Source organism: Pseudomonas sp. Seg1 (assembly GCF_018326005.1).
GTDB lineage: Bacteria > Pseudomonadota > Gammaproteobacteria > Pseudomonadales > Pseudomonadaceae > Aquipseudomonas.
Genome location: NZ_AP021903.1, coordinates 4300465 through 4326560 on the forward strand (window position 1 = coordinate 4300465; position 26096 = coordinate 4326560).

The 26096-nt window shown below is 60.1% G+C and carries 20 protein-coding genes; 9 read left to right on the forward strand and 11 right to left on the reverse strand.

What is annotated here, in order from left to right:
• Nucleotides 1–11: 11 nt before the first annotated feature.
• Nucleotides 12–482 carry a DUF1810 domain-containing protein gene (locus KI231_RS19295; RefSeq protein WP_212809644.1) on the forward strand — a complete coding sequence of 157 codons (471 nt, stop codon included), beginning with the start codon at nucleotides 12–14 and terminating at the stop codon, nucleotides 480–482.
• Here KI231_RS19295 and KI231_RS19300 read toward each other — a convergent pair.
• Nucleotides 447–2807, reverse strand: coding sequence for a DNA polymerase II (locus tag KI231_RS19300; protein WP_212809645.1), 2361 nt, complete (start codon nucleotides 2805–2807; stop codon nucleotides 447–449). The two genes, KI231_RS19295 and KI231_RS19300, sit on opposite strands and share 36 nt — an antisense overlap.
• Before the next feature lie 363 nt (nucleotides 2808–3170).
• Between KI231_RS19300 and KI231_RS19305 the strand changes: the two genes are divergently transcribed.
• Nucleotides 3171–3611 (forward strand): CBS domain-containing protein, encoded by a 441-nt coding sequence (locus KI231_RS19305; protein WP_103306656.1) that lies wholly within the window; start codon nucleotides 3171–3173, stop codon nucleotides 3609–3611.
• Between the two features lie 104 nt (nucleotides 3612–3715).
• Here KI231_RS19305 and KI231_RS19310 read toward each other — a convergent pair whose 3' ends face one another.
• Entirely contained in the window at nucleotides 3716–4339 is a 624-nt protein-coding gene (locus tag KI231_RS19310) for a glutathione S-transferase (RefSeq protein ID WP_212809646.1), read from the reverse strand.
• A gap of 463 nt (nucleotides 4340–4802) precedes the next feature.
• Between KI231_RS19310 and KI231_RS19315 the strand changes: the two genes are divergently transcribed.
• The 4 genes from KI231_RS19315 to KI231_RS19330 all read left to right on the forward strand — a co-directional run bounded on the left by KI231_RS19315 (nucleotide 4803) and on the right by KI231_RS19330 (nucleotide 7396).
• Nucleotides 4803–5324 carry a DUF3455 domain-containing protein gene (locus KI231_RS19315; protein WP_212809647.1) on the forward strand — a complete coding sequence of 174 codons (522 nt, stop codon included), beginning with the start codon at nucleotides 4803–4805 and terminating at the stop codon, nucleotides 5322–5324.
• A 156-nt stretch (nucleotides 5325–5480) separates the two neighbouring features.
• Complete coding sequence (locus KI231_RS19320; protein ID WP_212809648.1) at nucleotides 5481–6017, forward strand: sigma-70 family RNA polymerase sigma factor; 537 nt, start codon at nucleotides 5481–5483, stop codon at nucleotides 6015–6017.
• Nucleotides 6014–6706 carry an anti-sigma factor gene (locus tag KI231_RS19325; RefSeq protein ID WP_103306660.1) on the forward strand — a complete coding sequence of 231 codons (693 nt, stop codon included), beginning with the start codon at nucleotides 6014–6016 and terminating at the stop codon, nucleotides 6704–6706. The genes KI231_RS19320 and KI231_RS19325 overlap by 4 nt, the downstream gene beginning before the upstream one ends.
• A gap of 132 nt (nucleotides 6707–6838) precedes the next feature.
• Nucleotides 6839–7396, forward strand: coding sequence for a hypothetical protein (locus tag KI231_RS19330; protein ID WP_212809650.1), 558 nt, complete (start codon nucleotides 6839–6841; stop codon nucleotides 7394–7396).
• Between the two features lie 71 nt (nucleotides 7397–7467).
• On the opposite strand, the gene KI231_RS19335 is transcribed toward KI231_RS19330, so the two are convergent.
• Nucleotides 7468–8559, reverse strand: a complete 1092-nt coding sequence (locus KI231_RS19335; protein WP_212809652.1) for a DUF1615 domain-containing protein — start codon at nucleotides 8557–8559, stop codon at nucleotides 7468–7470.
• A gap of 361 nt (nucleotides 8560–8920) precedes the next feature.
• Between KI231_RS19335 and KI231_RS19340 the strand changes: the two genes are divergently transcribed.
• Nucleotides 8921–11125 (forward strand): TonB-dependent receptor, encoded by a 2205-nt coding sequence (locus tag KI231_RS19340; RefSeq protein ID WP_212809654.1) that lies wholly within the window; start codon nucleotides 8921–8923, stop codon nucleotides 11123–11125.
• Nucleotides 11126–11454: 329 nt separating this feature from the next.
• Nucleotides 11455–12990, forward strand: a complete 1536-nt coding sequence (locus KI231_RS19345) for an FAD-dependent oxidoreductase (RefSeq protein WP_212809656.1) — start codon at nucleotides 11455–11457, stop codon at nucleotides 12988–12990.
• A gap of 128 nt (nucleotides 12991–13118) precedes the next feature.
• On the opposite strand, the gene hemB is transcribed toward KI231_RS19345, so the two are convergent.
• Together hemB and KI231_RS19355 are read right to left on the reverse strand one after the other, a co-directional pair.
• Nucleotides 13119–14093 carry a porphobilinogen synthase gene (gene hemB / locus KI231_RS19350; protein WP_212809658.1) on the reverse strand — a complete coding sequence of 325 codons (975 nt, stop codon included), beginning with the start codon at nucleotides 14091–14093 and terminating at the stop codon, nucleotides 13119–13121.
• 243 nt (nucleotides 14094–14336) lie between these two features.
• Entirely contained in the window at nucleotides 14337–15035 is a 699-nt protein-coding gene (locus KI231_RS19355) for a glutathione binding-like protein (protein ID WP_212809660.1), read from the reverse strand.
• 345 nt (nucleotides 15036–15380) lie between these two features.
• On the opposite strand from KI231_RS19355, the gene KI231_RS19360 reads away from it, so the two are divergent.
• Nucleotides 15381–16055, forward strand: coding sequence for a histidine phosphatase family protein (locus tag KI231_RS19360; protein ID WP_103306668.1), 675 nt, complete (start codon nucleotides 15381–15383; stop codon nucleotides 16053–16055).
• Between the two features lie 132 nt (nucleotides 16056–16187).
• On the opposite strand, the gene mnmH is transcribed toward KI231_RS19360, so the two are convergent.
• The 6 genes from mnmH to KI231_RS19390 form a co-directional block, all read right to left on the reverse strand.
• Nucleotides 16188–17291, reverse strand: coding sequence for a tRNA 2-selenouridine(34) synthase MnmH (gene mnmH / locus KI231_RS19365; RefSeq protein WP_212809662.1), 1104 nt, complete (start codon nucleotides 17289–17291; stop codon nucleotides 16188–16190).
• Nucleotides 17291–18325, reverse strand: coding sequence for a selenide, water dikinase SelD (gene selD / locus KI231_RS19370; protein WP_212809664.1), 1035 nt, complete (start codon nucleotides 18323–18325; stop codon nucleotides 17291–17293). Before selD ends, mnmH begins: the two co-directional genes overlap by 1 nt.
• A gap of 128 nt (nucleotides 18326–18453) precedes the next feature.
• Nucleotides 18454–19584: a hypothetical protein gene (locus KI231_RS19375; RefSeq protein ID WP_212809666.1), complete on the reverse strand. Its 1131-nt coding sequence runs from the start codon at nucleotides 19582–19584 to the stop codon at nucleotides 18454–18456.
• Nucleotides 19574–23164, reverse strand: a complete 3591-nt coding sequence (locus KI231_RS19380) for a toxin VasX (RefSeq protein ID WP_212809668.1) — start codon at nucleotides 23162–23164, stop codon at nucleotides 19574–19576. Before KI231_RS19380 ends, KI231_RS19375 begins: the two co-directional genes overlap by 11 nt.
• The gene (locus KI231_RS19385; RefSeq protein ID WP_212809670.1) at nucleotides 23161–24027 is read right to left on the reverse strand and encodes a DUF4123 domain-containing protein; all 867 of its coding nucleotides are present in this window, start codon (nucleotides 24025–24027) and stop codon (nucleotides 23161–23163) included. Before KI231_RS19385 ends, KI231_RS19380 begins: the two co-directional genes overlap by 4 nt.
• Nucleotides 24024–26027: a type VI secretion system Vgr family protein gene (locus KI231_RS19390; RefSeq protein ID WP_212809672.1), complete on the reverse strand. Its 2004-nt coding sequence runs from the start codon at nucleotides 26025–26027 to the stop codon at nucleotides 24024–24026. The genes KI231_RS19385 and KI231_RS19390 overlap by 4 nt, the downstream gene beginning before the upstream one ends.
• Nucleotides 26028–26096: the final 69 nt, after the last annotated feature.

Here is a 26096-nt window from a genome sequence, read left to right on the forward strand (position 1 = left end):
AGGGCTTCGCGATGAGAAGCACTGATCAGTACGACCCCTTCAACCTGCAACGATTTGTCCAGGCCCAGGACCCGGTGTTCGAACGGGTCCAGCGTGAACTCGACGAGGGCCGCAAACGCAGCCACTGGATGTGGTTTGTCTTCCCGCAGTTCGCCGGGCTGGGCGGCAGCGAAATGTCCCGACGCTATGCCATCGGTTCGGCCGAAGAGGCCCGAGCCTATCTGGATCATCCGTTGCTCGGGGCGCGGCTGCGCACCTGCACGCAACTTGTATTGAATGTTCAGCAACGCTCGATCGCCGAGATTTTCGGCCATCCCGATGACTTGAAATTTCACTCCTCGATGACGCTATTCGCCCAGTTCACCGCTGACGACAGCCTGTTCAATCAGGCGCTGGAGCGCTATTTCCACGGCATTCTCGATGAATGGACGCTGCAGCTGCTCGACTCAAAACAGGCCCAGTTGCCCCCCGATCAGGGTTGAGAAATCGTCGTCGACAAACGGCAGAATCGCATCCGCCACCGGTTGCAGCTGCCGGGTGATGTAGTGGTCGTAGTCGATGGCGGCGCGGCGCACTTCCAGCGGCTCGGGGCCGGCCAGGGTGATGACGTAGCTGATCCAGCCACCGTTCTGGTATTGCCGAGGGCGCCCGTGCTGGGCGTTGTAATCGTCCGCCAGGCGCGCCGCGCGCACGTGCGGCGGGACGTTGCGCTCGTAATCGTCGAGTGTGCGGCGCAGGCGCTTGCGGTAGACCAGTCGCTCGTCGAATTCACCGGCGAGGGTTTTGCGCACGTAGTCGCGTACGTAGTCTTGATACGGCTTGCGCTGGAAGATCCGCTCGTATAGTTCCTGCTGAAATTGCCGGGCCAACAGCGACCAGTCGGTGCGCACGGTTTCCAGGCCTTTGTAGACCATTTCATCGTTGCCGTCAGCGCGGGTGACGAGACCGGCATAGCGCTTCTTGCTGCCCTCCTCCGCGCCGCGAATGGTCGGCATCAGAAAGCGTTTGTAGTGAATTTCGAATTGCAGTTCGAGGGCACTTTCCAGCCCGTACTCATCACGTACATGCTCACGCCACCAATCATTGACGTGTTTGACCAGCGCATGGCCGATGGTTGCCGCTTCTTCTTGCCCGTGCGGGCGACGCAGCCAGACGAAGGTCGAGTCGGTGTCGCCATAGATCACCGCGTGGCCCTGCTCTTCGATCAGCTTGCGCGTGCGCAGCATGATCTCGTGGCCGCGCAGGGTGATTGATGAGGCCAGCCGCGTATCGAAGAAGCGGCAGCCGCTGGAGCCGAGCACGCCGTAGAAGGCGTTCATGATGATTTTCAGTGCTTGCGACAACGGCGCGTTGTGCTCGCGCTTGGCCGTCTCGCGGCCCTCGGCGACCCGCGAGACGATCGACGGCAGGCAATGGCGGGTGCGCGAGAAACGTGCGCCACGGAAGCCCGGCACCGAGTCGGCGTCGTCGGGGTGCTGCAAACCTTCGATCAGCCCCACAGGGTCGATCAAAAAGGTACGGATGATCGACGGATACAAACTCTTGTAATCGAGCACCAGCACCGATTCATACAGGCCCGGTTGCGAGTCCATGACAAAACCACCGGGACTGGCCTGCGGCGGGTTGGTGCCGAGGTTCGGCGCAACAAACCCCTGTCGATGCATCAACGGCATATACAAATGGGTGAACGCCGCCACCGAACCGCCGCTGCGATCCGCCGGTAGCCCGGTGACGCTGGCGCGCTCCAGCAGGAACGTCAGCAGTTCAGTCTTGGCGAAGATCCGCGTGACCAGTTCGCAGTCCTTGAGGTTGTATTTGGCCAGCGCCGGTTTGTCCTCGGCGAACATGCGGTTGATCTCGTCCATGCGCTGGTACGGATTGTCGATGGACTTGCCTTCGCCGAGCAGGGTCTGCGCGACGTTCTCAAGGCTGAACGAAGGAAAACTCCAGGTCGCCGAGCGCAGCGATTCGATGCCATCGATGATCAGCCGCCCCGCCGCCGAGGCGAAGTAGTGATTGCGACTGCCGTGTTCGCGCCACTGCATCTCTTCGCCGCCACGGCCGATTTTCAGCGGCACGCCGAGGCGTCGCGCGTGTTCGTGGAGGATGCGCAGATCGAACTGGACGACGTTCCAGCCAATGATCGCGTCGGGGTCGTGCAGCGCGAACCAGTCGTTGAGTTTCTTCAGGATGAGCGTGCGCGAGTCGCAGTATTCGAGGTCGAAGTCGACGATGCTGGCGTCACCGTTCGGCGCACCGAGCATGTACACCTGGCGCTCGCCGCAGCCTTCCAGGGCGATGGAATACAACTCGCCGGTTTCGGTGGTTTCGATGTCCAGCGAGACCAGGCGCAGTGTCGGCCGGTACTTGGGATCGGGTTTCAATTGCGCGTTGAGCAATACGCCGTCGGTATCGGCGGTACCGTTGAACAGTACCGGCGCGGTGATGAAACGCTCCATCAGATAGCGTTCCGGCGGGCGCACATCAGCTTCGAAGACGTCGACGCCGGCACGATTGAGCGCGGTTTCCAGGCGCATCAACTGGCCGTGTTGCTGGCAATACAGGCCAAGCACCGGGCGATGCTCGAAATCCTGCAGGGCCAACGGGCGCAGTTCGACATTCTTTTCGTCGTGCAGCAGGCGTTCGGCCGCCTCACGCTGTTCGGCGGGGATAAACGCCACCGACGGCTGATGCGGCAAACGCACACGGCGCGGCCCGGCGTCAGTCGCCAGCCAGAACTCGACTTCGGTGCCGGCCGGGGTATCGCGCCAATGCCGGGTCAGGACGAAGCCCTGCTGTAAATCCACCACTGCGACCTCAGGAATTGAAACAGAGGGGCATTCTACGCTGCCCTTCCTGAGATGACCCCATCCCCTGTGGTGAGGGGATTTAGCGAAACGTCGCACCGCCCCGATGGGTTGCGAAGCAGCCCCAAAACCATCCGACACGGTGTATCAGGCAAGTCCGGCGGGCTGATTCTGGGCCTGCTGCGCAGGCCATCGGGGATGAATCCCCTCGCCACAAGGCTTCATTGGCCACAAAGCCTCTTTGCAGGTTGAGAAAATCGAGTAAATGACGTTTTTTGCGTGTTATCTGCCGCTTTGCCACCTTGCTCTGCGCGCTTGCGTCTACGATGCTTGGATAACAACGACAACACCTGAGTAACCGCCATGAAGACCGTCGCCCAACTGCTCAAGCTCAAAGATCAGAAAAATCAGGAAGTACACCAGATCAAGCCTGATCACATGGTGCTCGAAGCGCTGATGAAGATGGCCGAGAAAAACGTCGGCGCCTTGCTGGTGGTGGAAAACGACGAAGTGGTCGGCATCATCAGCGAACGCGATTACGCGCGCAAACTGGTGCTGCATGGCCGCTCATCGGTGGGCACGCCGGTTCGCGACATCATGGTGGCGAACGTGATCACCGTCGACACTCACCAGACTGTCGACACCTGCCTGGGCATCATGTCCGACAAACGTCTGCGCCACTTGCCGGTGGTGGAGAACGGCAAGCTGATCGGCCTGCTGTCGATTGGTGACCTGGTCAAGGAAGCGATTGCCGAACAGGCTGAGCTGATCAAGCAGCTGGAGCAGTACATTCGCGGGGAGTGACCCTCGTCCTCCTCATGATCGTTCTCACGCTCCGCGTGGGCATGCCTCCTGTGACGCTCTGCGTCACGCTTTGGGACGCAGAGCGTGGGAACGATCCTCTTGAGTCAGGCAGGCCAATGCCGGGCGAAGACTGGCGCCAGCACCGGGTGCCGGTCGATCCGCTGTAACCACGCATAAAACCCCGGCCGAGTCTGACGCAAATGCTCGCGGCTCCCCGCCCAGCGCGTCACCACCGCCGCCAGCACATCCAGCGCCCCCGGCGTTTCGTCATCCAGATACAACTCCGCTGAAAACTGATCAGCAAACACCTCCCAACTCCAATGCAAACGCTCTCGAGCGCCGGCAATCAGGTTTTGCCGCGACGCTTCGTCGGGCATCACCAGCCAGCGCTCGGGGTAATCGATGACGCCGATCGCCGAGTAACAATTGCTGACGATGTAGACCAGACCACGAATCGCCTGATCGCGATCCTCCGCCTTGACCGGCAATAAACCGGACTTGGGAAAGGTCAGGCCCAGATGAATCAGAATCGCCGCGCTTTCGGTGATGGCGCTGCCATCGGGCAGTTGCAGAGTCGGAATCTGCTTCAGTGGATTGAGCTGCGCCAACGCCTCGGCGGCTTCGGTACTGGCTTCGACATCAATGAAGCGATAAGCGATCTGACACAACTCCAACGCCGCTTCGATGGCGGCTGCGCCTGAATTTCTGTGCCCATACAGTTGATACATAAATCCCCCCTTCTACTGGCTACCCATCCCCTGTGGCGAGGGAGCTTGTCGGAACGCCGCCCGTCCCGCTTGGCTGCGCAGCAGTCATAAAATCAGAGACTGCGGTGTATCAGTTGTAGTGCATTTACCGGGTTTGGGCCTGCTTCGCAGCCCGGCGGGACGGGCGGCATTCCGACAAGCTCCCTCGCCACAAGAGCGATCTTGTCAGCAGTTGTATCGGTATTGGCACGTTTTCCCATGCACTCGCGACTTGCGAATTCAAACCTCGCAAAACAGCGCTGGCGGTGCCCATCCCGCACCAAGTGCATCAAGAGCCCGTGGGAGCTAGTTTGCCAGCTCCCACAAGTAACGAGGTGATTGAAAAATATTTGTCGGGTACTGCATCCAAATGTCTCCGCCACGGGTAGTCCCTGTAACAGCCCTCCTCGGCTGCCAGCGGTCTACCTTTTTCGGAGAAACACTGATGAACATCACCCAGCTGATTGGCCTCACCGGTTTGCTCGCAGTCGCCTCGACAACCTTCGCCCAAAGCAGTTACCCCGATGCGATCAAAGTCCCGGATGGCCACAAGATCGCGATGGAAACCACCGGGGTCGGCGAGATCACCTATGAGTGCCGCGACAAGCCCAATATGGCCGGGCAGACCGAGTGGACCTTTGTCGGTCCGAAAGCGGTGCTCAATGACCGCAGCGGTAAACAGGTCGGCACCTACTTCGGCCCGCCCGCCACTTGGCAGGCCAAGGACGGTTCGAAAATCACCGGCACGCAGTTGGCCGTGGCGCCGTCGAGCCCGGGTAACCTGCCTTATCAACTGGTCAAGGCCAACCCGGCCGAAGGTAAGGGCGCGATGAGTGGCGTGAGTTACGTCCAGCGCGTTGCGCTCAAGGGCGGCGTGGCGCCAGCGAGCGAATGCACGGCGGCGAACAAGGGCAAGCAGGAAGTGGTGAAGTACCAGGCCGATTACATTTTCTGGGCGGCGAACTGAAGTCACAGGCCCAACACAAAACCTGTGGGAGCGGGCTTGCCCGCGATAGCGGTAGATCAGTGAAGTAGAAGTTGGCTGACCCGACGCCATCGCGGGCAAGCCCGCTCCCACAGGGGTTCTGTGTGCTGAAGTTAAATGTGAGCTAGATTGCACGACATGTCTTTGCCTGAATCGGTGTTCGATTATGAAGCCCGTCTCGCTGCCTGTGCCCGCGGCGAGCAGTCGGCCCTGCGCGATTTGTATGTGCAGGAAGGCCCACGCCTGCTCGGCGTGGCCAGGCGACTGGTGCGCGACACCGCGCTGGCGGAGGACATCGTGCATGAGGCATTCATCAAGATCTGGAACGGTGCCGCCGGGTTTGACCCGGCGCGCGGTTCGGCGCGGGGCTGGATGTTCAGCGTGACCCGGCATCTGGCGCTCAATCTGCTGCGTGATCAGGGTCGGGAAACGCCGTTCAGCGAAGACCATGAAGTGCCGACACACGACGATGATGCCTTCGATGCGCACTCACACTCGGCGCGCATCCATCGCTGCCTCGAACAGCTCGATGCGCAACGCCGGCGCTGCATCCTCCACGCTTATGTCGACGGCTACAGCCACGCGCAAATATCGGCGCGCCTCGACACGCCGCTGGGCACCGTCAAAGCCTGGATCAAGCGCAGCCTTAACGCGTTGCGGGAGTGCATGGGATGACCACCGAATCGGCTCAGGAACGCGATGAACTGGCCGGCGAATACGTGCTCGGCACGCTCTCTGCCGAACAGCGGCGCGAGGTGCAGAAACGTCTGGTGCATGAGCCGCCACTGCGTGCGGCAGTGGATGCCTGGGAGCGACGGCTGCTGGAGTTGACGGACTATGCCGAATCGCAGCAACCGTCGGCGCAGTTATGGCCACGAATTGAACGCAGTGTCGAGCGCTCGACGCACAAAGCGCCCTCAACTTCCTGGTGGAATCTGCTGCCATTGTGGCGCGGGCTGAGCGCTGCCGGGCTGACCGCGACCTTGATTCTGGGCGCGATCCTGCTGACCCAGACCACACCGAAACCAAGTTATCTGGTGGTTTTGGTCGCGCCGCAGGACAAGGCGCCGGGCTGGGTGATCCAGGCCAGCAATGCACACGAGATTCAGTTGATTCCACTGGGTGTGGTCGAGGTGCCGGCGGACAAGGCACTGGAGTTCTGGACCAAGGCTGACGGCTGGCAAGGGCCAGTGTCACTGGGTCTGGTCAAGCCGGGGCAGGCGCTGTCGGTACCGCTGGACAAGTTGCCGCCACTGCAACCCAACCAGCTATTCGAGCTGACGCTGGAGGGCGCCAACGGCTCGCCAATCGGCAAGCCGACCGGGCCGATTCAGGCGATCGGGCGCGCGGTGAAGGTGTTGTAAGGCTCTGGCGCGGGGGTTCTGACAATCATCATTGGCGTCGATGTTCACCATTACATCAATGAAGTTCTCATAAAAAATCCCCGGCGTAACATCCGCTCCATACCAACCAACAACACCCCGGAGCACACCATCATGAAACGCCAGACTCTTCTCAGCATCGCTTTCTCGGTTTTCGCAGTAAACGCTTTCGCCGCCACGCCAGCTCACACGATGATCGCCGCTGATGGCTCGGATCGTCTGTATCAAAACGCTGTCGCGGCTGATGGTTCCGATCGTCTGCAAGGCAACACCGTCGCCGCTGACGGTTCCGATCGTCTGCAAGGCAACACCATCGCCGCTGACGGTTCCGATCGTCTGCAAGGCAACACCGTTGCCGCCGATGGTTCCGATCGTCTGCAAGGCAACACCGTTGCCGCCGATGGCTCCGATCGTCTGCAAGGCAACACCGTCGCCGCTGACGGTTCCGATCGTCTGCAAGGCAACACCATCGCCGCTGACGGTTCCGATCGCCTGCAAGGCAACACCGTCGCCGCTGATGGTTCCGATCGTCTGCAAGGCAACACCGTCGCCGCTGACGGTTCCGATCGCCTGCAAGGCAACACCGTCGCCGCTGACGGTTCTGATCGTCTGCAAGGCAACACCGTTGCCGAAGGTGGTTCGGATCGTCTGAACGAACGTCGCGCTGTTTGAATGAATGGCGTTACCGCAACAACCCAGAGAAACCCGGCTCCCGTCAGCCGGGTTTTTTACGTCTGCGTGAATCAGCCGCCCTTGGCCATGCAGCGCTTGTAACGTTCATCCACGCGCTTGGCGAACCAGGCAGTGGTCAATTTTCGGGTGATTTTCGGGCTCTGCAGCACGATCCCCGGCAACACCGCACGCGGCAGTGGTTTACCTTCTGCCTTCTCCGCCAGCTCGAACACGCGTTGATAGAGTCTGGTCTCTTCGAACTCCAGGGTTTTGCCCTTCTCCAATTGATCGCGAATGGTCGGGTTGCGCATGCCCAGCGATTTGCCGAGGGTGCGTACCGCCAGTTCCGTGCCGCCGGGCATGATCGAGTCGTAGCGGATCAGGTCGCCGTCCAGCGCCAGCGGGATGCCCGAAGCGCGGCTCACCGCATTCTGGAATGCCGCATTGCGACTGGCGTACCACCCGGCATTGAAGTCGGCGAAGCGGTACAGCGGCTCGCGATAGCTGACCGGATAACCGAGCAGATGCGCGATGCCGAAATACATGCCACCGCGCCGGCTGAACACCTCGCGGCGGATGGTGCCGTCCACCGGGTACGGATAATCCTTGGCGTGCTGTTCGGCAAATTCGATGCTGACCTGCATCGGCCCGCCGGTGTGCACCGGGTTGAAGCCGCCGAACAGCGTGCGGCCCATCGGCACCCGGCCGATAAAGTCATCGAAAATGGCACTCAACTCTTTTTCGCTGCGCGCCGCGCTCAGGCGTTCGCTGTAGGTTTTGCCGTTGGTCGAACGCACTTGCAGGGCGCCGCTGACCAGCAGGCTGGGGATGTGCACTTTGGCGGCGCGGCGGTCGATTTCGTCACGGGCAATTTTGCCGAGGCCGGGCACTGTCGGGTCGGCTTGAAAGGTGGATTCCTGTTCGGCCACGGCGAGCACCGAACAGAGATTCTGTGTGGTCGGGCTGATGTTCTGCGCGGCGAACGCGGCATAGATATCCGTGGCCCAGCCCTGGCGGTCGGCGGTTTTGGCGGGCATCAGCCGCACGATCTCGGCCTTCACTTCGGCGGGGGCACGGGGTGCAGGCTCGCTGCTGCGCTGACCGGCACAACCGGCCAACACCAGCAGTACGGCGAGGGTGATCAGTAATCGAGAGTTGTGCATCAAGCTTCATCCAGTCCGTTGAGGCGGGTTCACCATACGATCAATGGGGTTCCACAAACCAGACTTACACAGACCTTGTGGCGAGGGGATTTATCTGTGGCGAGGGGATTTATCCCCGATGGGGCGCGAAGCGGCCCCGTTTTTGATTTCCAAGGGGACTGCTGCGCAGTCCATCGGGGATAAATCCCCTCGCCACAAGGAAGCAAATCAAGCCGTGGATTAGAGGTTTCAGCCGTAATGACAAACCGATTGCAAAACGTTACTGAGAAAAACTATCATTTGTGTCTGGAGTCGCATTTGCGCAAGGAGTTCCCGCGCCGCCCTTACTTTTCTCACTGGCCGTGCGCCTCCAGGTACAAAAATGCCCGCTCCAGCTCGACTTGCCGTGCCCTTTCGCCCGACGCTTCTCGCCCTGCTGTGCTCCCTGACCATCACCGCCCACGCTGCTGAAAAAGACAACAAAGCGCTGGTGCTGGACGACGTCAACGTCAACGCTCAAGCCCCGACACCCAACGCCCTGCCCCCGGTCTACTCCGGTGGTCAGGTCGCACGCGGCGGCCAACTTGGCGTGCTGGGCAATCAGGACATGATGGACGTGCCGTTCAGCGCGGCCTCCTACACCGAGCAACTGATCCAGGATCAGCAAGCCGAGGACGTCGCCGATGTGCTGCTCAACGATTCCTCGGTGCGCCAGGCTTCCGGTTTCTCCAACCAGGCGCAGGTCTTCATGATTCGCGGTCTGCCGCTGAACGGCGACGATATTTCCTATAACGGCCTCTACGGCGTACTGCCTCGGCAGATCATCTCCACCGACGCCCTGGAGCGCGTGGAAGTGTTCAAAGGCCCGAACGCCTTTATCAACGGCGTGACCCCGACCGGTTCCGGCATCGGCGGCGGCGTCAACCTGCAGCCAAAACGCGCCGGCGACGTGCCGCTGCGCCGCTATACCAGCGACATCAACAGTGAAGGTCGCGTCGGGCATCATTTCGATATCGGCCAGCGTTTCGGTGAAGACAACCGCTTCGGCGCGCGGATCAACCTGTCGCAACGTGAAGGCGATACCGGCATCGATCACGAAAACCAACGCTCGAAACTGTTCGCCATCGGCCTCGACTATCGCGGCGATGCGCTGCGGATTTCCGGCGACTTCGCCTACCAGAAAGAGCGCGTCAACGGTGGTCGCAACTCGGTCAACCTCGGCACCGCCACGCATATTCCGGACGCGCCATCGGCCGACACCAACTACGCGCCGAAGTGGGGCTACACCGATATCGAAGACACCTTCGGCATGCTTCGCGCCGAATATGACCTCAACGACAACTGGACCGCTTACGCGGCCGGTGGCGCCAAACACACCCGTGAAGTCGGGCGCTACAACTCGACCACGCTGGTCGGCAACAGCGGCGCATCGTTCACCACTGGTTCGTTCATCCCTCACGATGAAGACAACACCAGCGTGATGGCCGGCCTCAACGGCAAGTTCAACACCGGCCCTGTCAGCCACAAGCTGAACTTCGGTCTGACCGGCATCTGGGCCGAACAGCGCAGCGCCTATGACTTCGACCTGACCAAGTACGCCAACAACATCTACCACCCGGTGAACACGCCGGCGCCGGTCGGCAACTTTTCCGGCGGCGACCTCAATGACCCGGGCATCGTCGGCAAAACCTTCAACCGCAGCATCGCGATTTCCGACACCCTCGGCTTCTTCGACGATCGCCTGCTGATCACCGCCGGCCTGCGTCGTCAGCAAATGGTGGTGCAAGGCTACAACTACGCCAGTTGGGGCAGCGGCGGCCGTAAATCGAGCTACGACGAGTCGATCACCACACCGGTCTACGGCCTGGTTTTCAAGCCGTGGGAGCACGTGTCGTTCTATGCCAACCACATTGAAGGCCTGGCCCAGGGCCCGACTTCGCCGACCAGCAGTGGCGGCTTTCGTGTGACCAATGGCAACGAAGTCTACGCACCGGCACGTTCCAAGCAGACCGAAGCCGGGGTGAAAGTCGACATGGGCACCTACGGCGCGAGCCTGGGGGTGTATCGCATCGAGCAACCGAGTGACGGTTACTGTGAAATCAACAGCGCCACCACCTGCACCTACGTGCGTAAAGGCGAGCAGATCAACAAAGGCGTGGAACTGAACGTGTTCGGTGAGCCGATCAATGGTCTGCGCCTGATCAGCGGCCTGACGTTGATGGACACCGAACTGAAAAACACCCTCAATGACGCCAACGACGGCAACCGTGCGATTGGCGTACCGACCTTCCAGTTCAACGCTGGTGCCGACTGGGACGTACCGGGCCTGCAAGGTGTAGCGCTGAATGCGCGGATGCTGCGTACTGGCGGCCAATACGCTGACGCTGCGAACAACCTCAGCCTGCCAACCTGGAACCGTTTCGATGCCGGTGCGCGTTATGCGTTCAAGGTGTCGGAGAAGGACGTGACCGTGCGTCTGGGCGTCGAGAATCTGGCGAACAAGAAGTACTGGGAATCGGCTCAGGGCGGCTACCTGACTCAGGGTGAGCCGCGAGTGGCGAAGTTGTCGGGGACCATCGATTTCTAAAGCTGAAAAGCCCCTCATCGGAACGCCGCCCGCCTACCCTTCTCCTACAGGAAGAGGGGAATGATCGAGGTGTTCTTGCAAGTTACACCGACTTGAAATATCGAGTCGTACTCAGGTTTTGAACGGCCCCGAATCAGCTCCCTTTCCCCCTCGCCCCCTTGGGGGAGAGGGTTGGGGTGAGGGGGTAAATTTTAATACCGCCAAAACCTTCCCGCCGAACACTTGAAAACAGGCCCCACCGCCATGGGGCCTTTTTCCGTCTGGCTGATCAACTGGCCACCCTCTCCTTCTGATCCATACTTGCTGCACAGCAAACGGAGAACAGGCCCATGAACCGCAGCGACGTCCTGATCATTGGCGCCGGCCCGACCGGCCTGGTGCTCGCCCTGTGGCTGAGCAAACTGGGCGTGCAGGTGCGCATCATCGACAAAACCTCCGCCCCCGGCACCACCTCCCGGGCGCTGGCGGTGCAGGCGCGCACGCTGGAGCTGTACCGGCAACTGGATCTGGCCGACACCATCGTGCGCAGCGGCCATCGCGTTGCGGCAGCCAATTTCTGGGTCAACGGTAAACCGGTCGCGCAACTGCCGCTCAATCGCATCGGCGAGGGCCTGACACCTTATGCGTTCATCGAAATCTTCCCGCAGGACGAGCACGAACGACTGCTGATCGATCGGCTCGAAGACTATGGCGTAAGCGTCGAACGCAACACGACGCTGGAGAGTTTCGAGGAAACCGGCGACGGTCTCACCGTGCATTTACGCCTGCCCGATGGCGAACAGGAAATCTGCCAGGCCTGCTATCTGGCCGGTTGTGACGGCGCGCGATCGGTGGTGCGCAAAACCCTCGACACCGGTTTCCCCGGTGGCACCTATCAACAGATTTTCTACGTGGCAGATGTGCAGGCCAGCGGGCCGGCGATGAATGGCGAGTTGCATCTGGATCTGGACGAAGCGGACTTTCTCGCGGTGTTCCCGCTGGCCGGAGCAGGCCGCGCACGGCTGATCGGCACCGTACGCGACGAACGTGCGGAACGCGCCGAAACACTGGAGTTTTCCGACGTCAGCAGCCGCGCCATCGAGCACCTGAAAGTGCATATAGAAGAGGTCAACTGGTTCTCCACCTATCGCGTGCATCACCGAGTGGCGGAGCATTTTCGCAGTGGTCGCGCGTTTCTGCTCGGCGACGCGGCCCACGTGCACAGCCCGGCGGGCGGTCAGGGCATGAATACCGGCATCGGCGATGCGATCAATCTGGCGTGGAAACTCGCCGCGGTTATCAGCGGTGGCGCCGAGACCCGACTGCTCGACAGCTACGAAACCGAACGCATCGCCTTCGCCCGGCGGTTGGTCTCCACCACCGACAAAGTCTTCAGTTTCGTCACCGCAGAGGGGCGCATGGCTGATCTGCTGCGCATGCGTGTGGCACCGTTTCTGATCCCGAAAATGGCCTCATTCGAAGCGAGTCGCGAATTCCTTTTCCGCACGGTGTCGCAAGTCACCCTCAACTATCGCGGCATGTCGCTCAGCCAAGGCGTGGCCGGACACGTCCACGGCGGTGATCGCCTGCCGTGGGCGCATGACGGTGAAGGGGATAACTACGAGCCACTGCGCCAGCCTTGCTGGCAAGTGCATGTGTACGGCGACACCAGCGACGAGATGATCCACTGGTGCAACGAACATCACCTGCCGCTGCATGTGTTCGACTGGCGACCGGCGTTTGAGACGGCAGGATTGGGGCGCAACGGCTTCTACCTGCTGCGCCCGGATACCTACGTGGCGATTGCCGATAACAGCGCGGATCCGAAGGTAATCGAGCGCTACTTCCGTGATCACGGCATCCGGCCGTTCTTCAATTGCGCGTAACCAAAGAACAACATAGAAACCTGTGGGAGCTGGCTTGCCAGCGATAGCGGTGGCTCAGTCAACATTGATTTTGAATGTGCTGGCCTCATCGCTGGCAAGCCAGCTCCCACAGGGTTACACGATGAGGCCTAGATCCCGGCCAGGGCCAGATCCATCGCAAAGTAAGTGAAGATCAGATCCGCACCCGCACGCTTGATCGCGCCCAGGCTTTCACGCACCACACGATCCTCATCAATCGCCCCGGCCTGTGCGCCGAACTTGATCATCGCGTACTCACCGCTGACCTGGTACGCCGCCAGCGGCAGGTTCGAGGCCTCGCGAATATCGCGGATGATGTCGAGGTAGGCGCCGGCCGGTTTGACCATCAGCGAATCAGCGCCTTCCTGCTCGTCGAGCAGCGATTCGCGCAGGGCTTCACGGCGGTTCATCGGGTTCATCTGATAGCTTTTGCGGTCGCCCTTCAGCGCGCTGCCACCGGCCTCGCGGAACGGGCCGTAGAGCGCCGAAGCGAACTTGGTCGAATAGGCCATGATCGGAATCTGGGTAAAACCGGCCGCATCGAGTGCCTGACGAATCGCCCGTACCTGACCGTCCATTGCCGCCGACGGCGCAATCACGTCAGCGCCGGCACGAGCCGCTGCCACAGCCTGTTTGCCGAGATTGATCAGAGTCTGGTCGTTGTCGACTTCATGGTTGTGCATCACGCCGCAATGGCCATGATCGGTGTACTCGCAGAAGCAGGTGTCGGACATCACGATCATTTCCGGCACGGCATCCTTGGCGATCCGCGACATGCGCGAGACCAGGCCATTTTCACGCCAGGTGTCGCTGCCATTGCTGTCCAGATGATGGGACACGCCGAAGGTCATCACCGACTTGATGCCGGCGCGAGCATAACGCTCGATCTCACTGGCCAGTTTGCGCTCGGGAATGCGCATCACGCCGGGCATGCTCTTGATCGGCACGAAGTCATCGATCTCTTCTTCGACGAAAATCGGCAGCACCAGATCATTCAGACTGAACTCGTTTTCCTGGAACAGACTGCGCAGGCTCGCATTGCGGCGCAGACGGCGGGGACGTGCTTCGGGGAACTGACTGGACATGGGGCTTTCCTGAAAACGCAAGATGAGACGAAAGTCGTAGGGGGCGAAGCTTATGCCTTGCGAGGGTTGGCGTACAAACCTGGATCAATCAAGAGTGCATTACTGAGCGCGCAACAATCCTCCAGACCACCATAAAACCCTGTGGGAGCTGGCTTGCCAGCGATGGCGGTGGGTCAGTCAACATGGATGTCGACTTGCCGGCCTCATCGCTGGCAAGCCAGCTCCCACAGAGTCATGTGTCATTCAAGCAGGAATGGTCAGGCCTCGGGTGACCGCCGGCCGCGCCAGGAAGTGCTCGAGCACACGAGTCACATTGGGGAAGTTGCTGATGCCCACCAGATCGCCCGCTTCATAAAAACCAATCAAATTGCGCACCCACGGAAACGTCGCGATGTCGGCAATGGTGTAACGCTCGCCCATGATCCAGTCGCGGCCTTCCAGGCGTGTGTCGAGCACCTTCAGCAGACGTTTGCTTTCGTCGACGTAGCGGTCACGCGGGCGCTTGTCCTCGTAGTCCTTACCAGCGAACTTGTTGAAGAAACCGAGCTGGCCGAACATCGGGCCGATACCGCCCATCTGGAACATCAGCCACTGAATGGTTTCGTAACGCAGCGCCCCCTCCTGGGCCAGCAACTGGCCGCTTTTGTCCGCCAGATAAATCAGGATGGCGCCGGACTCGAACAGCGGCAGCGGCTGATCTTCAGGGCCATGAGGGTCGAGGATCGCCGGGATCTTGTTGTTCGGGTTCAGCGACAGGAATTCCGGGGACAACTGGTCATTGGTGTCGAAACCGACACGGTGCGGCTCGTACGGCAGGCCGATCTCTTCAAGCATGATCGAGACCTTGACGCCGTTGGGGGTCGGCAGGGAATAGAGCTGAATCCAGTCAGGGTACTGCGCCGGCCATTTCTGGGTGATCGGGAACGCGGACAGATCGGTCATGGGAAGCATCCAGTCACAAATTAAAGGCTGATCATAATGTAGGGGCTGCCGAAGGCTGCGATCTTTTGATTTTGACCTTTGAAGCAAGATCAAAAGGTCGCAGCCTGCGGCAGCGTCTACAGGAACCGTAACATTCAGTGATTAATCTCCTCCGCAAGCCGATCCAGGTTGCCGTTAGAGTGCCGCGCACGCTTGCGGATCGAACCAAAAGGGCCTCAGGGGACTCTGAGCTATGCCCTTGTTGCAGAGGAAGCGCTTCACGACATGGAAACCACCCGGTGCTGGGAGCCCGTGGTGCAAAGGTTTGTCAGCCTTAATCGAACACGCTGAAGACTCTTTTATTTCATGACGAACCTTATGCGTTTCGCCAAACGTTTCAAACATCGCGCGTATGTGGCCCTGCCCTCCCTGTTGGCGGTCAGCGCGCTGTTCCTGTCGCTGGAATCCAGCGAAAGCCGTGCCCAAACGGTGGACGGCACCCAGACGTTGGTGTTCCTGCGTCACGCGGAAAAACCCGAAGGCGGTCTCGGCCAGCTCAATTGCCAAGGCCTGAACCGGGCCATCGACCTGTCGACGCTGCTGCCGGAAAAATTCGGCAAGGCCGATTATGTGTTCGCCGCCAACCCGACACGCAATGTCGAGGAAGGCGAGCTGGACAACTCCTACAGCTATATTCGCCCGCTGATGACCATCAGCCCGGCCGCAATCAAGCTCGGCCTGCCGGTGAATATCGAGTTCTCGGCCAACGACACCAGCGATCTGGCGCGCGAACTGCTCGAAGACAAGTACCACAACTCGACGATCTACACTGCCTGGTCTCACGGTTATCTGCCGGAACTGATCAACAAGGTTGCGGGTAACGCGGTCGGCAAGAAACAGAACATCACCGATGACTGGGCGGGCAACGACTTCGATTCGCTGTATGTGCTGACCCTGACGTGGCACAACGGCAAGGCCAGCCTGCAGAGCCACAGCTACAAGCAGGGGCTGGATAATGGCAAGGCGACCTGCCCGACCTGAGTTTTTTGCTGTCAGTCAGGGCCTCATCGCTGGCAAGCCAGTTCCCACAGCGTTTTGTGGTGACCGCCACTATGGGCATCACTCAAGACCTGTGGGAGCTGGCTTGCCAGCGAAGGGCCAGTCAATACGCCATCAACCCGGTTGACTCAGCCGCTTCCGCAGGTACTCAAGTACCGCCCCGCGCTCCCCCGCGAACTCGATCCGCCCACCCTTCTTCTCGCGTTGAAACGCATACATCGGGTCGTAATATTCGCGCAGCAAGCCTTCGATCCAGCCCCGGTGCAAATCCACAGCACCACTGCGGCCCTGCTCGGCCAGAGCGTCTTCCATCAGGATCAGCATCCGTCGATGGCGCTCGCCGCCGAGACGTTTCTGCACGTTGTTCAAACTGTCCAGCAAGCGCTCGGCAAACAGGGCAAAACCCTGCTCGCCATGCACCAGCGAAAACTCCGCAGACAGATCCACCACATAATCACGCAGGATCCGCTCGACACGATCGTCAAAGCGATCCTCCAGCCAGACCATCGGATACTGCTGCATGCCCTGATACAGCGGCAACGGCAAGGCACAACTACCGACGACCCGGCTCTCGTCCTCCAACACGAACTGGCCGATACCGGCATCGCGCTTCTTCAGAATGTCGATGGCCAGGCGGTTTTCAAAATCGATGTTCGACGGCTGCCCGGTGGCTCGTTTGCCGAAGCTTGAGCCGCGATGATTGGCGTGACCTTCGAGGTCCAGCCCGTTGCGCAATTGCACCAGCACTTCGGTCTTGCCCGTGCCGGTCATGCCGCCCAGCAAGACGAAATCGCACTGGGCGATGGCCTGCTCAAGCGTGTCGATCAGGAAGCTGCGCATCGCCTTGTAACCACCGCCGATGCGCGGGTAATCGATGCCCGCCTCGTCACGCAGCCACTGTTGAGTGATCTGCGAACGCAAGCCGCCACGAAAACAATAAATGAAGCCCTCGGGGTGAGCCCGGGCGAACTCGGCCCAGGCCTGGATGCGCTCGGCTTTCACCGTGCCAGACACCAGTTGATGCCCCAGTTCGATGGCGGCGTGCTGCCCGTGCTGTTTGTAACAAGTGCCGATCCTCTGCCGCTCGCTGTCATTCATCAGCGGCAGATTGACCACGCCGGGGAACGCGCCTTTGTGAAACTCGACCGGCGCGCGGGCGTCCATCAGCGGTCGGTCGTTGAGGAAAATATCGCGGTAATCGGTGCAGTCGCGGAACATCAAATCACCTCGACTGCGTTCGTCTGTCGCTCGACCAGTTCACCGATTGGCGCAAGCTTCAAGCCCAGTTCTTCGGCCAGGACAAGAAACTCGTCATTGCCTTCAGGGGTAACGGCAATGAGCAGACCGCCACTGGTTTGCGGGTCGCAGAGCACGCGTTTGTGCAGTTCTTGCACGCGACCGACCTTGGACGAATAACTGTCGAAATTGCGCAACGTACCGCCAGGCACACAGCCCTGATCGAGGTAGTACTCGACGCTGTCCAGACGCGGCACCCGGTCGTAAGCAATACGGGCAGTGAGTTTACTGCCGTCCGCCATTTCCACCAGATGCCCGAGCAGGCCGAAACCGGTGACGTCGGTCATTGCAGTGACGCCGGCGAGTTTGCCGAAGCGACTGCCGGGTTTGTTCAGGGTGCACATCCAGTCGCGGGCGACGCCAACATCGCTGTGGCGCAATTTGCCCTTTTTCTCCGCCGTGGTGAGGATGCCGATGCCCAGCGGTTTGGTCAGGTACAACAGGCAACCGGCGGTCGCAGTGTCATTGCGTTTCATGTGGCGCTTTTCCACCAGACCGGTGACGGCGAGGCCGAAAATCGGTTCCGGCGCATCGATCGAGTGCCCACCCGCCAACGGAATGCCCGCCGCATCACACACCGCGCGACCGCCACGAATCACTTCCCGCGCCACCTCCGGCGCCAACACGTTGACCGGCCAGCCGAGGATCGCAATCGCCATCAACGGGTCGCCGCCCATGGCGTAAATGTCGCTGATCGCGTTGGTCGCAGCGATGCGGCCGAAGTCGAACGGATCGTCGACGATCGGCATAAAGAAATCGGTGGTCGACACCACACCGCGCTCGGCATCGATCTCGTACACCGCCGCGTCATCACGCGAGGCATTGCCGACCCACAGTTTCGGATCAAGATTCTGCGCCCCGCTACCGGCCAGAATCACCTCCAGCACCTGCGGGGAAATCTTGCAGCCGCAACCGGCACCGTGGCTGTATTGGGTCAGACGAATCGGCTCGCTCATGGGGGCAGTCTCAGGCTGGGGAATGGGGCGAATTCTAGCAGAGCGCAGGAAAGCTGATTTTTGCGCTGAATGCCAAGGCACCTTCGCGAGCAACTGGCTGCCCTATCGCTCACTGAGCTGCATAACTTTCATGCACGACGCTTGCCGGTTGATGATGTTTTTTGGACCTCGGCAAAGATCTCGGTAATGGGTCGTCGCGGCTGGCGTTTTTGTATCTGGCGCACCTGCTCACTCAAGCGCAGCAACTCCTCACTTGGTTTGGCCCATTGATCTTCCGGCAGCGGCTCCGACCATTCGCGCATGGATTCGGGTAACGTCTGCTTGCCAATCCTTTCGAGGCGCCGCACTTCCCATTCAACGAGGTGGTTGGGAATCGTCCACAGAGTCATGACGTGATACAGGTACCAGAAAAACCCTGACAGCCGAGTACGCGAACCGTCGCGGATCTGCTGGTGCATGCGTGCGCGGGTGTTGCGAAACGTGTGCAGGCCTTCGTGAGGCGGGTCGTCGGGGCCTTGCAGGTCTTGCAGGTCCTGAATCGATTTGAGGTCGTTGACCTCGTATTCCATGTAGCCGCGAATGGCTTCCCAATGGCTGATGGCGAGTGGCAGCCCGGCGCAGGGAAATTCGAGGCTGGTGAGGGTTTCGCCGTGGTAGAAACCAATGCCCATACCGTATTGGCGGTGGATGCCGTATTGGGTCGCGCCTTGGGCTTCGATGATCCAGGCGGAGAGGGATTCCCAGGGGACGAAGACGGGTTCGGTTTCGCCTTCGGGCATGAAGCAGACTTCGCGGCGTTGGCGGTTGAAGCGGGTCGGGATGATTGAGGCGCGTTTTTTGTGGTTGTGGTGCCAGACGCAAAGGCCGATGAGTAAGGCAAGAAAGCCCGTTATTAACGCTAGTTCGTATGACGCGAGAAAAACGCCCTCAATAACTTCTCTGATGAACTCCCATCCGTCCCCGAACAGGAGCGCAAGCAATCCTCCGACAAGTGGATATAGGAGTGCGATCATGACGGTGCCAGTGAATGGCCCGCCCAATATCACTTGCCATGAGAACACCTGCGGTGATCCGAACCCAAAGTCCATATACACATCGTTCAGTTCTCCGATATGTGGCCCATAGGGTGGTGTTGCTGTGGGCAATGGCAGTGGTGCGAGATAGGTAATCTTCCCGCTCACAAATGACTCAATGCCGCCTGCTTTTCCGGGCTGATCAAACTGCGGCATATTGATAGGTATGTTGTGATTACTCAGCATGATCAGCCCGCTCCAGGAACTGGGTTTCAACTAACAGCACCGGTGGATTTTCTTTGACTAACGAAGGAGCAATCACGGAAAAATGCCCTTCCCCTCGGGGGTCAAGATGGATCACACGGGTTCTCGATGCCCACTCACCGTTGCCATTCAGGGCCTGAACGCAAACAGCCAACTCAAGTGTTTCTTTCGCTGGCGTATATTCAGAGCGGTGATCAATTGGGTACTGAAGGCAGAGTATCAATCCATCAGGAGATGACTTAACGATACGCAGACTGCTGACGATCTCTTCACTGATGACTTCTTTACGTTCTCGCGGAGTCCCTTGGCTGTGTAAAGGTAGGGAAATACGATGGGCGCCAATACCTAGACGGTGCGTGGCACTAAAACCAAGAGGAGGCAGCAGATCACCCAGTGTCAATTTTGGCAGCACTAAATGGATATCGCTGGCCTTGGCTTTGAACAGCAAGTTCTTCAGCCAAGAGTCGTAATGATTTGGGCCAAGCTGGGCATAAGGCGCTTGAATCAGAAATGCCAGATAACTTTGATAGTCATCTAGCGAGTGATCGCCGCGCATCTCCGCATCCCGGCTCCAAGGCGTTATTTTCAGCCATTTATCGTGAGCACTGAGGTTGTAGCGGTTGAATAGCCACGTACCACTAAGCTCCAGCACGGTGAACAAAGCACCGGCGAGGTTGAAACGAAAAAAAACAGTGGACAGACGTGTGCCAGCAGCTGCCCAGGCGGCTGTTCTCGCCGTCTTGTTGGAAGCACTCAATACTCTAAATGTGGCGTGGACAGAATGACTGAGCCCATAGGAGTTAACAGTTACCATGCCTCCAGCACCAAAAGTAGCGAGTGCAGCCGAACCCTGTGCCGAATGGTTTCCGCTGCGGATTGCCTGCTGCCATTTCTTGCTCTGGGTAAAAAAACTACTCACGGAAGATGCCAGCCCTGCCAAGTAGGAGAACAAGCCGAGCCCTACATGCAGTTTTCCCATTTGGACAAATACGTTCTGTAGGGCATGGTGTTGTAGTCCAACAACGAGTGCTGAGCCACGTACTTTCATTGCTGTGTCTGCAAGGCTCTGGGCTGCGATAAATCCAGCTGCGGCTGTTGCCACTACAGCATCAGCTAGCGGTCTCCACACACGATCATTGTTGGATTGGGTTCTGACTTCCCGATAAACCCCCACCAAATTCACCACCTGCACCAAAACCACCACCAACCCCATCCCTTCCGTCTTCACCAGACTCCCCGCCGAAATCCCACCCACCCCCAGCCGAATATTCCCCAGCAAACTCCTTAACTCCCCCTGCTGTGCCGGCGGAAACACTACCGTCACCCCTGCCCGCGCAGGCGTGGCGCCGTACAAGCGGGCCGAGCGATCCGGCACTTCCTCAATCGGGCTCAGCGCCGCCGCTAATCGCCCTTCGATCACCGTCAACTGCGCCCGCACGCGCAGGATCTCTTCCTGCAACTCCAGCGCCCGCGGCGTTTTATGGCCCTGGCGGTTCTTGTTGTGGGTGATCTGGTTGCGTTCGCGGTTGAGGGTTTTCAGGTAGTCGCGTTCGCGCAGCAGTTCCTTGATTGCGGTTTGCAGGGCGGACTGTTCTGCGGGGCTGGCGACGGTGAAGGTCACGCCGCTGGTTTTGGCGGCATCGAAGAGGCGCAATTTCAGCCCTTTGGGCAGGCGCTGGAACAGCTCATCGAGATCGGGAATTTTCTCCCCTGAGAGGTCGAAGCCTTCCAGTACGCGGTTCAGGCCCAGGTTCAGTGCCGGGCTGTAGGTGTCCTGCACAGCGGCCGCGACCGTGCGGCTGTGTTCGGGCATGTCGTCGAGGGCCGGCAGGTGCGGTTGCTCGATCTTTTTCAGTTTCGCCAGCCAGTCCGGCAGGTTGTTGAACGTGGCCATGCCGGCGTTGAACAGGAACGCATATTGCCCGGCCTGCTCGGCTTGCAGACGCAGCGGCAAGGTGTAGAACAGCGTTCGGGTCAGTTCCGGGTGCTGTTCCAGATAACCGAGCATTTGTTCGCTCGCCGCGTCGCTGCGGCAGAGGTCCTTGAGGCAGGCGTATTCGGTGCTGAGGGCCTGGTGCAGTTGCGTCGCCTCTTGCGCGTCGTAGTACCACGCCGCGCGGTGGAAGCGGCCGGCGACCAGCAGTTGCGTGCGGTCGGCGGTGATGCGTTCGAGCAGGCGGTTCCAGCGGCCGAGGTCATCGCGCAGCAGATTCAGTCTGTCGTCCATCGCCGGTCGGTCGATCAGGTCGTTGACCCCGCGTTTGCCGCTGAGCACCGGGCCGTCGAGCACATCGCGCATGCGCCGATCCTGATCCTTGCCCAGATCGACCAGCGCTGACAGGTGTCGCTCGACGAAATCTTCGGGGGCGACTGCCTCGAAATACTGACGCGTGTAGTAACGGCGATCCGCCTCGGCGGTGGCGCGATCATGGGCGGTGAAGTCTGGCGCGACGCCGTCGAAACGGTTCAGGGCCAGCGACTGATCGAGGGCCTTTTCACGCAGTTGATTCAGTTCCGGCGTCGCGTCTGTAGAGGTCGGCTCGACGCTGCCGCCCTTGTTCAAATAATCGAGCAACGCCTTGCGCGTATTCTCACGATCCGGTTCCGGCAACTGCTCGATATCGGCAAACAGGGCTTTGGCCTGCGGTTGGTCACTGGCGTTGGCCAGACTGTCGAAATCTTTGTCGTTGAGCTGGCTGAGGGACTCGATGTAACTGGCCAACAGATAATCACGCTCGCTGTTATCGGCGTTGCTCCACGCCTCGACCCAGCCGACCACGCGGTCCTGATACTCGGCCAGATCGCGCAGCACGCCCAGATCATCGTTGACCAGCAGAAACAGCGTGTCGTCCTGATAAGGCCCCCGTACCCGACCGAGAAATTCGCCGATGTGCGCGGCACGAAAACGCTTCGGCTGCTCCCACAAATACGGTTCGCGTTCATGCTCGGGGGCATCGCTGACCTGCACGGCAGGCATCCGGGTCGCGTCCGTTTCAGCGACCGGCTCAGCGCCAGTCGCCACTTCCGCCAGCCATTTTTTCGCCTGAGCGACCGTCAGCAAATGTTCGCCACCGACCAGACAATTCACCGGCCCCAGATCGACCGGCTGCATGAAATGCCCGCGCTCCTCAGCGCTGTCCAGCACCTGAGAGCATTTGCGGGCCGTCCACTGCACCTCGGCGAAGCTCACGTGCAGCGTACTTTTGCGCGAAAAGATCAGCGCCGGGCGCTCTTCAATGGCGCCGCGCTGATCCTCGTTGACCGTTTTACCCTGATGCAGCAGCGCCGTGACGATGCCGTCGACAATGCGATATTCGTACAAGTCGCCACTGAGGCCGTCGATGATGTACAGCCAGCCGTCGCGCAGCCGGCGGATGCCCATCGGGCGCGTGGTCAGGGTGTACGGCAAATTCAGCTCGGCGCCGGGCTCGTATTCTCTTTCCACCAGGCCGTAACTCAGCGGCAGCAGTTGCACGTGGGTTTGTCGCAGCGGGCACGCCGTAGGACCAGCAATTGGGGCTTTCGAAGCCGCTGCGGCGTCGAGAATGGCGGGATGGGTCATTGGTATTCCTTGTGGCTGGCCCAGCGCTGCGCCAGATCAGCGGCCAACGCAACGCGCTCGCCCGGTGATTGCAGTGAGGGGGAATGAAGCAAGTGATGGATTTTTGGGTGTTGGTCGATATCGCTGCCGTCAAGCCACACCATCAGGTTGGCGTAGTTGAACAACTCGGATTGGCTACTCAGGCCAAGCGCGCGGGCTTGGCTATCAATCTGCTCAAGGGTTGGCCAGCGCTGACTCAGCGCTCCTTCGAGAGGAAATCCGGGAAAGTGCTTCAACAAATGCGCATTGAGTTCCAGCAAGGCGCGACGCCGATCAACCCGGTCCAGCGCTGCGTCCAGTTCAGGGCTCAGGCAATAAGGAACGCCAAGCACCGGGCACTCCGCCCGTCGCGGTCGATGGCTGTGCCAGACCGCGTTGACGCAATCGGCAGTCACCACGCAACTCAAAGGCCCGAACAAACACTGATCGCCACTGGCAAACAGGGCAAGAGCAACCGCCGCATCGGCCAGCCGCAGCATGGCCGACTGGCCGGCCGGCAACTCGACGCTGACCAGTTTGCGCAAGTGCTCGGCCACGCTGTGCGCAGGCGCCGCGCTGAACAACAACACGCCCCACTCCTCAGCCGCGTGTTGCAGATAGAACAGCGCCAGCGGATCGTCCGCCTGCTGGATCTCCACCAGCAACGGCGAGATGTCGCGTAATGCAGAAAAGGACGTCTGGTCAAACAAGGCAAACGTATTGGCCGCCGGGCTGAGCTGCCTGACCCGCGCTGGCAAATCGCTGACGGTTGCGCCATCCAGCAACAAAAAGGCCTGTTGCTCGACCCAAGGCAAATCATCGGGAAAAGAAGTCAGAACGCTCATGCTTGGGCCGCCTCGCAGACCAGGCACCGCGCGTCACGGTTGGCAGCCAACGCATGGCGTTGCTGAAGCGGATCAGACGCCACTTTCAACGACGGCAACGCTCCCGGCACCAACGGTTCTGCTGCCAGGCCAATCGCAGGCGCACCACCCTGAACGATCGGCACGCTGCTGCAGATGCCCTCCGGCCCCAGCGTCAACCAGTGCCCGCCGGCCATGATCGTCACATGGATGCCGCCATCGATAACCACTTGCTGACCGGCGCCGAGGTGGATTTGCTGGCCGGCGCTGAGTCGCTGACTGGCGACCCGGATGTGCCGGTCGCCTTGCACCCACAGGTGGTCGTCCTGCTTGAGTTCGGTCAGGCGATTGCCGTGGGTCAGATGATGCTCATCACTGCGCAGATCAAGACTGCAAAGACCGCCGACGACCATCGTGTGTTGGTGGTCGACCTGCACGCGTTGGTCATTGAGCACCAGTTGAGTGAAGTCACGCTGGGCGCGAATGGCAATTTCTTCAGCGCCTTTTCTGTCCTCGATGCGCAACTCGTTATAGCCGCCACCGCCCGGACTGCTCTGGCTGCGAAAGATACTGCGCGTGTGTTCGGCCGGCAGGTCCAGTGGCACCGGCGTCGCCGCGTTGGGCAAGCAGCCGGCCACGAACGGTTTGTCCGGATCGCCCTCGGTAAACCCCACCAGCACTTCCATGCCGACGCGCGGAATCTGCACGCTGCCGTAACGGTCATGGGCCCAGCCCGTGGCCACGCGCAGCCAGCAACTGGATTGCTCGTTGAGCTGACCGTCGCGATCCCACAGCAGTTGTACTTTCACCCGGCCATAGGCGTCGCAGTAGATTTCTTCGCCGGGCGGCCCCGTCACCACGGCATGCTGGTTGCCGGTCATGCGTATTTTTGGATGCTCCAGCGCGGGGCGAAAATTCACCTCCCAAGGCGTCGCGACGAAGTGATTGCGATAGCCCTGACTGAAACCATCGTCGGTAGCCGGGACGCTTGACGATTCCTCCAGCACTTGCGGTTGCAGGCCGATGTGCTCAACGCGGGTCAGCAGCCACAGGCCATTGCAGTCGGCGCGCGGGTGCTCGCTCATGTCGACGAAACTGCCACTGCGCATCAGGCTTTGGTCGCTGCGCCCATGGGCTTGACGATAATCGGCGCGATGCCGCTCAAGGGCGCGCTGGCTCAAATGTCTACCGTGATCACGATGGCTGAACTGTCCCGGAAAGCGGTAATCCTCAAGCGCTGGAAGCCGGTTTTCTTTGGCCTCGGCGTCGAGTTGCACCGTGGGTTTTTCAAAGTGATAGTCGCGGCGACTGACGTGGCTGGTGCGGGTTTCGAGACGAACCTTGAAGCGGTCGATCACCGCCGCTTCGGCGACCATGCCGCTGCCTTGTGCATAGGCTGTCGGCACGTCAGGTGTGGGGAAGACCGTCTGGTCGTCGCCAAACACCAACAGATGCCCATCGTTGCGGTGCTGGAAATGAAAGTGCAGGCCTTCTTCCTCGCACAAACGCTGGATGAAGTGCAGATCCGACTCGTCGAACTGCACGCAATACAGGCGCGGCGGGTACTCGGCACTGAGTTGAAAACGCCAGGCATCGGGCTGCATGCCGTGCTCACTCAACACGCTGGCGATGATTTGCGGCACGCTCTGGTGCTGAAAGATCCGTTGATTATGGCGATGCGCAAGGTAAGCCAGACAGGGCACCAGAACGATCTGATAGCGCGTCAGACGGGAACCGGAATCACCTTGGGCGATTCGATAAATCTGCCCGTGAAGACCGGCGCCGTTCGCACAAAACGAGAGAAATGCCGGACGTTGCAGCAAGGACTCGAGATCCAGGTCACGGCGTTCGCTGACCAGTTCAAGGTCGATCTTGTAGGTTTGGTTGAGCGCCTCGGTAGCCCGGAATTCGGCTACCTGCAGATCGTGGGGAAAACCTTCGATGTCGAGTCTGAAAACAACGGAGCGGCCGGCGGTAAGCATCCACATATCCCTGTGTCTGTTTAAGGCACAGGACTGTGAGGCGTGATGGCTAAATCGGTGAAGTCAGAT

Coding starts and splice junctions, on each gene's coding strand:
- KI231_RS19295 (WP_212809644.1), top strand. CDS start 12: ATGAGAAGCACTGATCAGTACGACCCCTTCAACCTGCAACGATTTGTC.
- KI231_RS19305 (WP_103306656.1), top strand. CDS start 3,171: ATGAAGACCGTCGCCCAACTGCTCAAGCTCAAAGATCAGAAAAATCAG.
- KI231_RS19310 (WP_212809646.1), bottom strand. CDS start 4,339: ATGTATCAACTGTATGGGCACAGAAATTCAGGCGCAGCCGCCATCGAA.
- KI231_RS19315 (WP_212809647.1), top strand. CDS start 4,803: ATGAACATCACCCAGCTGATTGGCCTCACCGGTTTGCTCGCAGTCGCC.
- KI231_RS19320 (WP_212809648.1), top strand. CDS start 5,481: ATGTCTTTGCCTGAATCGGTGTTCGATTATGAAGCCCGTCTCGCTGCC.
- KI231_RS19325 (WP_103306660.1), top strand. CDS start 6,014: ATGACCACCGAATCGGCTCAGGAACGCGATGAACTGGCCGGCGAATAC.
- KI231_RS19330 (WP_212809650.1), top strand. CDS start 6,839: ATGAAACGCCAGACTCTTCTCAGCATCGCTTTCTCGGTTTTCGCAGTA.
- KI231_RS19335 (WP_212809652.1), bottom strand. CDS start 8,559: ATGCACAACTCTCGATTACTGATCACCCTCGCCGTACTGCTGGTGTTG.
- KI231_RS19340 (WP_212809654.1), top strand. CDS start 8,921: ATGCCCGCTCCAGCTCGACTTGCCGTGCCCTTTCGCCCGACGCTTCTC.
- KI231_RS19345 (WP_212809656.1), top strand. CDS start 11,455: ATGAACCGCAGCGACGTCCTGATCATTGGCGCCGGCCCGACCGGCCTG.
- hemB (WP_212809658.1), bottom strand. CDS start 14,093: ATGTCCAGTCAGTTCCCCGAAGCACGTCCCCGCCGTCTGCGCCGCAAT.
- KI231_RS19355 (WP_212809660.1), bottom strand. CDS start 15,035: ATGACCGATCTGTCCGCGTTCCCGATCACCCAGAAATGGCCGGCGCAG.
- KI231_RS19360 (WP_103306668.1), top strand. CDS start 15,381: ATGACGAACCTTATGCGTTTCGCCAAACGTTTCAAACATCGCGCGTAT.
- mnmH (WP_212809662.1), bottom strand. CDS start 17,291: ATGTTCCGCGACTGCACCGATTACCGCGATATTTTCCTCAACGACCGA.
- selD (WP_212809664.1), bottom strand. CDS start 18,325: ATGAGCGAGCCGATTCGTCTGACCCAATACAGCCACGGTGCCGGTTGC.
- KI231_RS19375 (WP_212809666.1), bottom strand. CDS start 19,584: ATGCTGAGTAATCACAACATACCTATCAATATGCCGCAGTTTGATCAG.
- KI231_RS19380 (WP_212809668.1), bottom strand. CDS start 23,164: ATGACCCATCCCGCCATTCTCGACGCCGCAGCGGCTTCGAAAGCCCCA.
- KI231_RS19385 (WP_212809670.1), bottom strand. CDS start 24,027: ATGAGCGTTCTGACTTCTTTTCCCGATGATTTGCCTTGGGTCGAGCAA.
- KI231_RS19390 (WP_212809672.1), bottom strand. CDS start 26,027: ATGCTTACCGCCGGCCGCTCCGTTGTTTTCAGACTCGACATCGAAGGT.